Origin of the sequence: Mycobacterium sp. 1165178.9 (assembly GCF_001673555.1) — a bacterium.
Lineage (GTDB): Bacteria > Actinomycetota > Actinomycetes > Mycobacteriales > Mycobacteriaceae > Mycobacterium.
In genome coordinates, this window is the sequence record NZ_LZMB01000197.1 from 1 (window position 1) to 11,638 (window position 11,638).

General features: G+C 65.9%; 12 protein-coding genes, 1 tRNA gene and 2 pseudogenes. 4 read left to right on the plus strand and 11 right to left on the minus strand.

What is annotated here, in order from left to right; genetic code table 11:
• Both A5652_RS28505 and A5652_RS09395 read left to right on the plus strand, forming a co-directional pair.
• Window positions 1-196, plus strand: a pseudogene (locus A5652_RS28505) (hypothetical protein); the annotation flags it as partial.
• A gap of 368 nt (window positions 197-564) precedes the next feature.
• Window positions 565-1,194 carry a GreA/GreB family elongation factor gene (locus A5652_RS09395; protein ID WP_067349663.1) on the plus strand — a complete coding sequence of 210 codons (630 nt, stop codon included), beginning with the start codon at window positions 565-567 and terminating at the stop codon, window positions 1,192-1,194.
• Between the two features lie 159 nt (window positions 1,195-1,353).
• Here A5652_RS09395 and A5652_RS09400 read toward each other — a convergent pair whose 3' ends face one another.
• From A5652_RS09400 to A5652_RS09410, 3 genes are all read right to left on the minus strand, one after another.
• The gene (locus A5652_RS09400; RefSeq protein ID WP_067349666.1) at window positions 1,354-2,736 is read right to left on the minus strand and encodes an HNH endonuclease signature motif containing protein; all 1,383 of its coding nucleotides are present in this window, start codon (window positions 2,734-2,736) and stop codon (window positions 1,354-1,356) included.
• Between the two features lie 159 nt (window positions 2,737-2,895).
• Window positions 2,896-3,426, minus strand: a complete 531-nt coding sequence (locus A5652_RS09405; protein ID WP_067349669.1) for a YbhB/YbcL family Raf kinase inhibitor-like protein — start codon at window positions 3,424-3,426, stop codon at window positions 2,896-2,898.
• Between the two features lie 54 nt (window positions 3,427-3,480).
• Window positions 3,481-4,854: a M20/M25/M40 family metallo-hydrolase gene (locus A5652_RS09410; protein WP_369805771.1), complete on the minus strand. Its 1,374-nt coding sequence runs from the start codon at window positions 4,852-4,854 to the stop codon at window positions 3,481-3,483.
• A gap of 112 nt (window positions 4,855-4,966) precedes the next feature.
• Between A5652_RS09410 and A5652_RS09415 the strand changes: the two genes are divergently transcribed.
• Window positions 4,967-5,052 (plus strand) — tRNA-Leu (locus A5652_RS09415).
• 90 nt (window positions 5,053-5,142) lie between these two features.
• Here A5652_RS09415 and A5652_RS09420 read toward each other — a convergent pair.
• Entirely contained in the window at window positions 5,143-5,349 is a 207-nt protein-coding gene (locus tag A5652_RS09420; RefSeq protein WP_067349672.1) for a hypothetical protein, read from the minus strand.
• Between the two features lie 101 nt (window positions 5,350-5,450).
• Here A5652_RS09420 and A5652_RS09425 point away from each other — a divergent pair.
• Window positions 5,451-6,140, plus strand: a pseudogene (locus tag A5652_RS09425) (phosphoribosyltransferase); the annotation flags it as partial.
• A gap of 29 nt (window positions 6,141-6,169) precedes the next feature.
• On the opposite strand, the gene A5652_RS09430 reads toward A5652_RS09425, so the two are convergent.
• The 7 genes from A5652_RS09430 to ftsZ all read right to left on the minus strand — a co-directional run bounded on the left by A5652_RS09430 (window position 6,170) and on the right by ftsZ (window position 11,598).
• Entirely contained in the window at window positions 6,170-6,520 is a 351-nt protein-coding gene (locus A5652_RS09430; RefSeq protein ID WP_067349678.1) for a phage holin family protein, read from the minus strand.
• Between the two features lie 91 nt (window positions 6,521-6,611).
• On the minus strand, window positions 6,612-7,421 hold the full coding sequence (locus A5652_RS09435; RefSeq protein WP_067349681.1) for a DivIVA domain-containing protein: 810 nt from the start codon (window positions 7,419-7,421) through the stop codon (window positions 6,612-6,614).
• A gap of 261 nt (window positions 7,422-7,682) precedes the next feature.
• Window positions 7,683-7,973, minus strand: coding sequence for a YggT family protein (locus A5652_RS09440; RefSeq protein ID WP_007770770.1), 291 nt, complete (start codon window positions 7,971-7,973; stop codon window positions 7,683-7,685).
• 166 nt (window positions 7,974-8,139) lie between these two features.
• On the minus strand, window positions 8,140-8,784 hold the full coding sequence (locus A5652_RS09445; protein ID WP_007770769.1) for a cell division protein SepF: 645 nt from the start codon (window positions 8,782-8,784) through the stop codon (window positions 8,140-8,142).
• Window positions 8,785-8,850: 66 nt separating this feature from the next.
• On the minus strand, window positions 8,851-9,636 hold the full coding sequence (locus A5652_RS09450; RefSeq protein ID WP_067349689.1) for a YggS family pyridoxal phosphate-dependent enzyme: 786 nt from the start codon (window positions 9,634-9,636) through the stop codon (window positions 8,851-8,853).
• 5 nt (window positions 9,637-9,641) lie between these two features.
• Window positions 9,642-10,349, minus strand: a complete 708-nt coding sequence (pgeF, locus tag A5652_RS09455; protein WP_067349684.1) for a peptidoglycan editing factor PgeF — start codon at window positions 10,347-10,349, stop codon at window positions 9,642-9,644.
• Between the two features lie 91 nt (window positions 10,350-10,440).
• Window positions 10,441-11,598 (minus strand): cell division protein FtsZ, encoded by a 1,158-nt coding sequence (gene ftsZ / locus A5652_RS09460; protein WP_007770764.1) that lies wholly within the window; start codon window positions 11,596-11,598, stop codon window positions 10,441-10,443.
• Between the last annotated feature and the right edge of the window lie 40 nt (window positions 11,599-11,638).

Here is an 11,638-nt window from a genome sequence, read left to right on the forward strand (position 1 = left end):
GGTAGATGACGAAGGCCTTCCGGTTGCCCGACCGCTATACACCGCCCGCAATGAAGCGCTGACGTTCGCAGTAGCGACCTGGTGGGCCGTGAGCCTTTTCGCAGTGGCCCTATTCGCGCGCGCACGCATCACCCTTGACCGAGTCCGCTACGACCGATGGCAACAGAGCTTCGACCGCCTCGTCGAGCGACGATAAGCAGCGCGCCCACCTGGTAGTCCTCGTCCCGTAAATCCCCAACTCAGTCCCCGCGGTGAACGTCTGCGGGGACTGAGTTTCCGTATCCCACAAGCGCCTTCGCTACTGCGTGCGGCCGCTTCGGCGCAGCCTCGGCGACAGCGTTGTCGGTGTGCAACAACGCTTCGCACCTCCGTTGTCGGTTTCCGGCAAACACCGTCGAGCCCGCGCGCGCCACCATGGAATTAACCCCATGAGAAACGCTCGACCGCACCGAAATTTCGCCCACCATGGGCGTCCGAGTCGTCAGCGGCGGCAGCCTCCTTTGGCCCGCCCCTGACGACGCTCCCCGATAACGCTCCCCGGTAGAAGAAAGGACATCGCTCAAAATGACCAGTAACGAATCCATCTGGATGACAAGACAGCAGTACACCCGCCTGCGGAACACACTCAACGAGTTGCGGTCGCGGCTGATCGTTGAAGTTCCTGACGACCTGATGGACTTCGACGCGAAACGCTCAGCGCTACAACGGCGTATTAGCGAGATTCAGAACCTGTTGGCGAGGGCGGTCATTGGCGAGAACCCCGCCAGTGACTCCATTGCCAAACCGGGCATGGTCTTAACCATCCGCTACGACTTCACCGGTGAGACCGAAACTTTCCTGCTAGGCAGACGCGGCAGCGAAGGCGCCGACATCACGGTCTACTCGATGGCGTCGCCGTTGGGTCGCGTGATAGCCGGCGCGCGGCCCGGCGACCAACGCATCTACTCAATTCCCGGTGAGGCGGGACGACTGGTGACGCTGCTGGCGGCCGTGCCCTATGAGATGCACCTAACGAAGGGCGCTCGGTCACAGGCAGCGACCCAAGCACCTTGCCAACAGCGCGCGCCCCGGAAACTAACCACGCCAGAGATGTTCGCTTCGCGTGGGGGCCGTGACCTTAACCGACCGCCACGTGAGGAGAGCAACGAACAGCATCAGCACGGAGCCCGCTTTGAGTTCGCCGCACGGCTGTGAGCGGACTGGCCAGGTTACGTCCATCACTGACCGTCCCGCCCACCCAGGTGTGATCACATGATCTTCGAAGTAATCGACCCGGTGACGATCATGTTTCTCTTGCTGGCGGGTTTGGGCCTAATAATGGCCGTCGCGTACGGACGCATGTGATTCGGCGCGTTAAGCCGCACCCACTGCGTCGTCGTCTTCGCCGTCTTCGCTCTCGCACAGCACATCCTCGGGATGATGGAAGGTGTTGATTCGCGGTTGCCCGCGATCGAGGTGCGGCGGCGGTATCCATTCGGTGTCGCCGTTGGCGCGTTTTCGGGTCGTCCAGCCCTTCTCGAGGAGCCGGTGGTGAGTGCCGCAGGCCATGGCGAGTTGGTCGATGTCGGTGCGGTACGTCCTGGCCCAATCTTGGACGTGGTGGACCTCGCAGTAATAGCCGGACACGTCGCAGCCGGGATGTGAGCACCCACGGTCCTTGGCATACAGGACAATTCGTTGACCGGGCGAGGCAAGACGCTTGGTGTGATACAGCGCCAACGCCTTGCCCTTATCGAAGATCGCGAGGTAATGGTGGGCATGACGGGCCAGGCGGATGACGTCCGACATCGGCAGGATGGTGCCACCGCCGGTCAAGCCCTTCCCGGCGGCGGCTTCGAGGTCAGTGAGTGTGGTGGTCACGATGATGCTGGCCGGTAATCCGTTGTGCTGACCCAAGTCTCCGCTGGCCAGCATCGCTCGCAGCGCCGCGTTGAGCCCGTCGTGGTTGCGCTGCCCCGTGGTTCGGGTGTCGCGCTGCACCGCTTCTTCCGCAGGGGCGCCGTCGACGACCGGCGTGTCGTCGTCGTGGTTGCACATGCCGGGCGCGGCGAGCTTGGCCAGCACCGCCTCCCAGCTGGCTCGCGCCTCCGGCGTCAGCCATCCACTCAGGCGCGACATCCCGTCGGCCTGCTGATTGCCGAGCACCAACCCACGCACCCGCGCCCGGTCCTCGTCGGTGTAGCTGCCGTCAGGGTTGAGGCAGTCCATCAGGCGGCGGGCAAGTTTGGCGAGCTGATCGGGTCGAAACTCGGTCGCCCTGTCCGCCAAGTGCTTCTCGGCATGCTCGCGGGTGTCGAAGTCGACGGACGCGGGCAACTGGTGGAAAAGCCGCCGTATCACCGCCACGTGGTCGGCACCGATGGTCCCGTTGCGCTGGGCCGCTGCCGTCGCGGGCAGCACCGGCGGCAACGGCTCACCGGAAACTGCCCGGCGAGGCCCAAGATCGGCCGCCTCGGCGATCCGGCAGCCGGCCTCGGCGCGGGTGATATGCAGCCGGTCGGCCAACACCCAGGACAGCTTGCCGCCGAGCTCGGTTGAATCCCCTTGTTCACCAAGCTGATTGATGAGCTGATGGGTAGGCGCTTGAAGTTTGCGTGTCTCGCACTCGAGTGTCTCCAGCAGCTGCAACCGCTCCGGGTTGGTCAGCGCTTCATACGAATGCTCACGGAAGCGAGAGACGATGGCGCGCAAAGCGTCAACGTCATCCTGGAGCTCCTCGCGAGTATTCGAAAGCATGTTCGAATACTACGGCCGCCCACCGACAAAAAGCGCCGCGATGAAACCGCCGGGACGAAAGTGGCGCAAGCGATTTCGGGCTGACGCCCTCTCAAGGACGGACGGACGGACGCCCGGGGCCGAAGCCCGCACCCCCTTTTTGGGCCGAAGCCCGAAGCCCTACTTCTGTTCGTAGGTGGCGTGGATGACCGCCCGCGCGATGGCGTGCTGGAACAGGTTGAAGCCGAGGAAGGCCGGGCTGGCGTCCTCGGGAAGATCCAGCTTGTCGGTGTCCACGGCGTGCACGGCGATGTAGTACCGGTGTGGGCCGTGGCCCTCCGGCGGCGCGGCCCCGATATACCGGCGCTTGCCGGCGTCGTTCACCAGCGTCAGCGCATCCCCGGGCAGGTTGCTGCCATCGCCGGCGCCCGCGGGCAGCTCGGTAACGTCGGCAGGCAGGTTGGCCACCGCCCAATGCCAGAAACCGGAGGCCGTCGGGGCGTCGGGGTCATACACGGTGACGGCAAAGCTGCGGGTCTCGTCCGGGAATCCCGACCAGCTCAGCTGGGGGCTGACGTCTTCACCGCCCGCACCCATGATTCCGCTGACTTGCGGATTGGCCAGTGGCTGACCGTCGGTAACCGATTGCGAGGTCAATGTGAAGGTCGGCAGCTTCGGCAACGATGCGTACGGGTCAGGAGCAGTGCTCATGGCGGTCCTCTCGTGTGATCGGCGTGCGTTTGTGGTCTAGCAGTGGGTCAGCGTCTAGCAGTGGGTCAGGAAGTAGGCCAGCACTTCCGTGCCGAACCGCAGCGCATCGATGGGTACCCGCTCATCGACGCCGTGGAACAGCGCGGTGAAATCGAGATCCGGCGGCAACCGCAGCGGGCTGAACCCGAAACAGCGAATACCCAAGCGCGCGAACGATTTCGCGTCGGTGCCACCGGAAAGCATATACGGCACGGTACGGGCGCCCGGGTCGTGCTCCAGCACTGCGTCGTCCATGGCATCGACCAGGTCGCCGTCGAAGCTGGTCTCATACGACGAGAAGTCCTTGATCCACTCGCGCGTCACGTCCGGCCCCAGCAGCTCGTCGATCTCGGCCTCGAACGCCTCCTTGCGCCCAGGCAGGATGCGGCAGTCCACCACCGCCTCGGCGATCGCCGGTACGACGTTGGCCTTGTATCCGGCCTTGAGCATGGTGGGGTTCGCGGTGTCGTGCAGCACCGCCTTGAGCATGCGGGCCATCGGGCCCAGCTTTTCGATCACTCCCCGCAGGTCGCCCGATTCGGTGTCGAAGGTCAGCCCGGTCTCCTCGCTGACGGCGGCGAGGAACTGCGCCACCGTGTCGGTCACCACGAGCGGAAACTGGTGGCGGCCCAATCGGGCGACGGCCTCGGCGACGGCGGTGACGGCGTTCTGGTCGTGCACCATCGAGCCGTGGCCGGCCGGGCCCCGGGCGGTGAGCTTCATCCACGACAGCCCCTTTTCGGCTGTCTCGATCAGATAGAGCCGGCGTTCTCCCCCGTCGCGGCGGGGCACCGTCAGCGAGAACCCGCCCACCTCGCCGATCGCCTCGCTGACACCGGCGAAGAGCTCCGGGCGGTTGTCAACCAGCCACCGGGCGCCGAAGGTCCCGCCGTGTTCTTCGTCGGCGATGAACGCGAAGACCAGGTCGCGTGGCGGCACGATGCCCGCGCGCTTCAACTGGCGGGCCACCACGATCATCATGCCGACCATGTCCTTCATGTCGACTGCGCCGCGACCCCAGACGAAACCGTCTTTGATGGCGCCGGAGAACGGGTTTACGCTCCACTCGGTCGGCTCGGCAGGGACCACGTCGAGATGCCCGTGGATCAGCAACGCGCCGCGCGACCTGTCGGCGCCCGGCAGGCGGACGAAAACGTTGCCGCGGCCCGGTGCGCCGGATTCGACATACTCCGGCGCGTAACCGACCTCAGCGAGCTGCTCGGCGATCCACTGCGCGCAGTCGGCCTCGCCCTTGGTCGTTTCCGGTTCGCCGGTATTGGTGGTGTCGAACCGGATCAACTTGCTGACAACCTCGACCACGTCGTCGCTCGGGTTGGTTGGCACCTCGGTCGCCCCGCTCTGAATGGTCACAACCACCTTTCCTACCATTGCCTCGGCTGGACGGCTCGATGCCGATCATCGTGCCGTTCCCAGGAGCTGGATTGGGTTCGCGGCGCGCGATCCGATAGCCTTAGCTGCCAACCCATGCTGGTTTGGCCTTGTCCGAGTGGCGGAATGGCAGACGCGCTAGCTTGAGGTGCTAGTGCCCTACTAATGGGCGTGGGGGTTCAAGTCCCCCCTCGGACACACGACTGAGGCGAGCGAAATGCACGCTTGCGTTGATTTCCGAGCCGACGGCGTGTGTTGAGCGGCGCAGCCGCGATCACACCCTGTAATTCACTGCCGGAGATGCCGCTTCGGTGGCGGGTAGACGCCCCTGGCGATCGTCGCCGACAGCCATCCGATGGCCCACCCGCCGCACACCAGCAGGAACGTATGCCGGCTGGCGGCGTCGCCCGTCGTCGAAACCACCGCCAAGATGACCGCCCATACGATCGCGCAACCGATGCTGTAGGCCGTGTAGGTGCCGTGACGCCGTCTCATTTCGCGGATCCTCTCGGTCGTGCCTGACCCCGCAGCCAACCCGAACTCTGCCACCGCACTCGGCCCGACGCACGTAGCCTGGAACCAGGCCCAGTAGCCGGGAGCGTAAACGAATGAACCCATCGAGTCGCTTTGTCCGGCGGACATCACCGAAGACGTTCGTCGACCGACGCGAGGCCGGGCGCGAGCTGGCAAAGTGGCTGGCGGCGTATCGGGGCCGGGGCGATGTACTGGTATTCGGACTGGCCCGTGGCGGTGTGCCGGTTGCCTGGGAGATCGCCGCGTCTCTGGGGGCGCCGCTCGACGTTTTCCTGGTCCGCAAGCTCGGAGTACCGCAGTGGTCGGAATTGGCGATGGGCGCTTTGGCCAGCGGTGGTGGCGTGGTGATGAACCGGGACGTGGTGGTCAGCCTGCACGTCACCGACGAGCAGGTGCGCGAGGTGATCGACAGCGAGACGGCCGAGCTGCTGCGGCGTGAACACGCCTACCGGGGCGGTCGCCCGATCGCCGACCTGCGCGACCAGATCGTCATCCTGGTCGACGACGGAATCGCAACGGGCGCAAGCATGCTCGCCGCCGTACGCGCCGTCCGGGCCGCCGGCCCGAAATCGATCGTGGTTGCCGTTCCGGTGGGACCGGAGTCCACCTGCCGCGAGCTTCTACGAGAGGCTGACGACGTGGTGTGCGCGAGCACACCGCCGGGATTCGAAGCCGTCGGACAGGTCTACGACGACTTCCATCAGATCAGTGACGACGAGGTCCGCGAACTGCTCACCACGCCGACTTACTGAGCGCGAAACCGCCAGTGACCGACAGGAAATTACCTGGTGGGCTCGTCGCCGCGGCCCTCGGCCGCGACCCTGGGCTCCTCGGTCTGCGCGGTCTCCCTGGTGGTGGCCGGTTCGTCCTCTGCCGGGGCTTCCTCGGGGTAGTCGACGTAGTCGTTCTCGTCAACCCGTGTCTCGTCGGCCTGTGCCTCGTCGGCAGCCGGCGCTTCGTCGCCTCCCACGTCACGCCGCTGGCGCTCGCGCAGGGCGTCGAGGATCAACAACACCACGCCCACCACGCTCGCGGCGATGCACACCCAGGCCACCAGTTCATTGCTCGTGACGACGGCGAACACCAACGCGACTAGGCCGATAAGGGCCAGTACCAGCGCAATGATGAGCATCAGTCATCCTCCAAGCGACGAGCGGGACCGCGGTTTCATGCCCTAGTGTGCCAACCCCGAAGCTCAGCGAGTGACCGGCACGTCCTAAAAGCTAGTTGTTGCCCCGGTTGAACTGGTCGAAGCTGCCCGCGTCCGCGCTGGAGTCCACGGGTGCCGCGGATCCGCGCTGCCCGAGTTCTTCCAGCTGAGACTCCAGGTAGGTCTTGAGCCGGGTGCGGTATTCGCGCTCGAATGTACGGAGCTGCTCGAGACGGCCTTCCAGCACAGTGCGCTGCTGGTTGATGGTGCCCATGATCTCGGAGTGCTTGCGTTCCGCGTCGGCCTGCAGGGCGTCGGCCTTCTCCTGGGCCTGTCGCAGCTGGGCCTCGGAGCGGGTCTGCGCATCAGCGAGCATCGCGTCTGCGCGCTGGCGGGCCTCGGTGACCGTGGCCTCGGCGGTGCTGCGCGCCTCGCTGAGAATCTGGTCGGCATTGGCGCGGGCGTCGGCCAGCATCTTCTCCGACTCGGTCCTGGCCGTGGTGGTCAGGCGGTCGGCGGTGTCCTGTGCCAGCGTCAGCACCCGAGCGGCCTTCATGGCCTGTTCCTCGTTGTTGACCGCAGCGGCCGGGGCTGCGGCGGGCGCCGGCTTGACCGGTTCCGGTTCGGGGACGGGCTCGCGTACGGGAATCGCCTGAGTGGGCGCGGCGGCCGCAGCCGGGGTGGCCGAGCCACCACCGGAGGCGAGCTCCTGGTCCAGCTCTTCGATCCGCTGGCGCAGATCGCTGTTCTCTTCGATGAGCCGCGTCAGCTCGGCTTCCACCAGATCGAGGAAGGCATCGACCTCGTCTTCGTTATACCCCCGCTTGCCGATCGGTGGCTTACTGAACGCCACATTGTGGACGTCGGCTGGTGTAAGCGGCATTGTTTCGTCCCCTCAAGTTCCTGTCGAACGTTCTGGAAAGTGTAGAACGCAGTGGTAGCCGTCGTGCAACTGCCGTCCATCCTGTCACACCAGGCGCGACGGTTGCTGATTAGCCCAATAAATAAGGACCAATTTCAAACTTTGAGGGCAATAAAATCCGAAACCTTAGAATTTTTAAATCGCGGGAACCAAACCGACGCTAAAACGTGGCCGAACCGTCTCCGGGCCGGAATGGGTTCATCGCGATGGGCCGCATGGGCGCTAAGCCGCGGCGCCGAACGCCAGCTGCATGCCGATGAACGCGACGAGCAACAGCACCATGATCGACAGGTCGAAGCGGACCGCCCCGATGGTGAGCTGCGGGATGAGCCGGCGGAGCAGTTTCACCGGCGGATCCGTGATCGACAGGATGATCTCCAGCACCACGACGGTGATCCCCGTCGGGTGCCAGTCCCGACTGAACGAGCGGATGAACTCCACCACGACCCGAGCGATGAGCAGCAGCCAGAAAATGAATAGCGCAAACCCAAGGATCTGAAAGAACAACACCAACTGAAGTGCCCCGACCTTACCTCTGAGATGCTCGGCGATGCCGAGCGCCGCGGACCGGCGCGGCGCCTGCCAGCGTACCGACTCCGGGTAACAGGCCGTATCTCACGTCGCCCCGGGACCCGGCGACGATCCGGGGCGCCCAACGGGAGGCGGACGGCGGATGTGGCTATTGGTAAGCGTAGAAACCGGTTTCGGCGATCCGGCGGCGCTCCTCCGGGGATACGTCCACGTCGGCGGGTGACAGCAGGAACACCTTGGTCGCGACCTTGTCGAAGGAGCCGCGCAGTGCGAAGGCCAGGCCGGCCGCGAAGTCGACGAGCCGCTTGGCATCGGCGTTGTCCATCGACACCAGGTCCATGATGACCGGGGTGCCGTCGCGGAAACGCTCACCGATGGTGCGGGCCTCGCTGTAGTCCTTGGGCCGCAGCGTGGTGATCTTCGAGAGCGGGTGGCCCTCTTCGAACATCATCGCCATCCGGCGCGGGTCCATCGCCAGCGCTCCGCGGGTGGAGTTGCGCAACCACGACCCGAAGCGCGGGCCGCCCCGCTCGCCCCGGTCGAACTCGCGGGGGTGGACGGCGCCGTAGCGGGGCTCGTCCCCGTAGCCGCCGCGGTAACCGGCGGGCGGCGGATAGTCGGCGGGCTCGCGGCGCGGGTCGTCGTAGTCGTCTTGCTCGTAGCGACCGTATCCGTCGTCAAATCGCGGGCGCGGAAAACCGCGGGACGGAGCGTGGTCGTCGTAATACTCGTCCTCGTAGTCGTCCATTGGGGCCATACCGAAATAGGCCTTGACTTTGTGCAGTGTGCTCATTGCGTTGACCCTTCTAGCCCCTGGGAGTACTGGTGTCAATGATAAAGCTGTTACTACAGTGACTACTTACGGTGACGGTAACCGCCGTGGACCCAATAGCGCGGTACCGACACGCACACATGTCGAACCGTGTTTGACGGCAATTTCGAAGTCGTTGGACATGCCCGCGGACAACCCGACCGCGTCGCGATGCGACTCGAGAACGCGCCGATGCTCGGATTGGAGCCGGTCAAAGGCCTCGTCGGGGTCCGAGTCCAGCGGCGGAATACCCATGAGCCCGACCAGGTCCAGGTTCTTGGAGTCCTCGACCTGGTCGCACACCTGGTCGACGGCGCCTGGTCGCGATATGTCGACGCCGCCGCGGGACTCGTCGCCGTCGAGGCTCACTTGAACGTAGATCCGCATCGGGGCGGTGCGGCGGCCCTCGGCCAGGGCCGCGGCCACACCCTTGTCGAGCGCGCTCACCAGCTGTGCACTGTCGACCGAGTGCGCGGTGTGCGCCCAGCTTGCCACCGATTTGGCTTTATTCCGCTGGATATGACCGACCATGTGCCAGCGCGGATTTCCCACTTCCCCGTGCGCCGAGGCCGCCAACAATCGGGTGACTTCCGCCACTTTTGCCCTCGCTTCCTGGTCACGCGATTCGCCGACGACGCGGCAACCCAATCGGCACAAAGTCACAACGTCGGTTGCTGGGAAGTATTTGGTAATCGGTAAAACTTCGATTTCGCCCACATTGCGACCCGCCGCCTCGGCGGCCGCTGCGAGGCGCGAGCGCACCGATGCCAACGCGTGGGTCAATTCCGAGTCGCGGTCACTCCGATTGTCGGGGGCTGGAATTCCTACCGCCATCGCGGTCACTCCATCCAGACCAGTGAGGCCAGCCGGCCGGTCGGCGCATCCCGCCGATGACTGAACAACGCCGGGTCGTCAACCGTGCACCGTGGATCGATATCGATCGCCGTGACACCCAGATCCCTTAGCTGGCAAGCGATTCCCGCCCGCAGGTCGAGCCCGGGAGTTCCTGCGGCGGTGGTGGTACGGCTGCCCGGCAACGCCGCCTCGACCTCGTCGGCCATGGCGGCGGGCACTTCGTAATTGCGCCCGCTGACCGCCGGGCCCAGCAGCGCCGAGATGTCTTGGGGTTGCGCGCCGAGCTCCAGCATCGCCTCCACCGTTCGGGTCACCACCCCGCGTTGGGCGCCGACCCGGCCGGCGTGCACCGCCGCGGCGACACCGGCACGCGCATCGGCCATCAACACCGGGACGCAGTCGGCGGTGACCACCGCCAGGGCAAGTCGCGCAGTGCGCGTCACCAACGCGTCGGTGTCGTCGACCGCGGTGTCACGCGCTCCGTCGACCACCTCGACCCGGTCACCGTGGACCTGGTTCATCCACACCACCCGGCCGGCGCGCAGGCCGACCGTGGCGGCCAGCCGGGCCCGGTTCTCGGCCACCGCCGCCGGATCGTCCCCGACGTGGTCGCCCAGGTTGAAGGTGTCGAAGGGCGGCTTCGAGACACCACCGGCGCGGGTGGTGGTGACCCGCCTGATGCGAACGCTCACGTGACCAGTATCCGGAGCGCGGTGCCTGCCAGGGGGCAGCGCCATCCGGCCGCGGCCGGTTTGTCGCGCGCTGGCAAGCAAATTGAGACCCTCAGCGGCGCATGAACGGCGGCACGTCGACGTCATCGTCATCGCCGCCAATATTCAAGGTCGATCCGTTGGTATGGACGGGGACGCTGACGGCGTCGACCGGTTCGAACAACGTCGAGGTGAGCTTGCCCGCCTTCGCCGACTCGATCCGGTGCGCGCCGCCCTTTTCTTCCTTGTCGGCACTGCCGCCGATCACGGGTTTGCGGCCGGCGCCGGCGGCGTCGAACCCCGCGGCGATGACGGTGACACGCACCTCGTCGCCCAGCGAATCGTCGATCACGGTGCCGAAGATGATGTTGGCGTCCTGGTGGGCGGCGTCCTGCACCAGCGAAGCCGCCTCGTTGATCTCGAACAGACCCAGGTCGCTGCCGCCGGCGATCGACATCAGCACGCCGTGGGCGCCCTCCATCGAGGCTTCGAGCAGCGGCGAGTTGATGGCGATCTCGGCGGCCTTGAGCGAACGTCCCTCGCCGCGGGCGGAACCGATGCCCATCAAGGCCGTGCCCGCGCCGGACATGATGCCCTTGACGTCGGCGAAGTCCACGTTGATCAGGCCCGGGGTGGTGATCAGGTCGGTGATGCCCTGGACGCCGTTGAGTAGCACCTCGTCGGCGCTGCGGAAGGCGTCCATCAGCGATACCGCGGCGTCGCCCATCTGCAGCAGCCGGTCGTTGGGAATCACGATCAGGGTGTCGCAGCTCTCCCGCAGGGCAGAGATGCCGCTCTCGGCTTGGTTGCCGCGGCGCTTGCCCTCGAACGAGAACGGCCGGGTGACCACACCCACCGTCAACGCGCCCAGTTTGCGCGCGATGCTCGCGACGACGGGCGCCCCGCCGGTCCCGGTCCCGCCGCCCTCACCGGCGGTGACGAACACCATGTCCGCGCCGCGGAGCAGCTCTTCGATCTCGTCCTTGGCGTCCTCGGCGGCCTTGCGGCCGACTTCCGGGTCCGCCCCGGCCCCGAGGCCTCGCGTGGATTCGCGCCCGACGTCTAGTTTGACGTCGGCATCGCTCATCAACAGCGCCTGAGCGTCCGTGTTGATCGCGATGAACTCCACGCCTTTGAGGCCTTGTTCGATCATCCGGTTGACGGCGTTGACGCCGCCACCACCGATACCCACGACCTTGATGACGGCCAGGTAGTTGTGCGGGGGGGTCATCATTCGTCTTCCTCCCTGATGGGCTTGGCTCAGCTCTCCC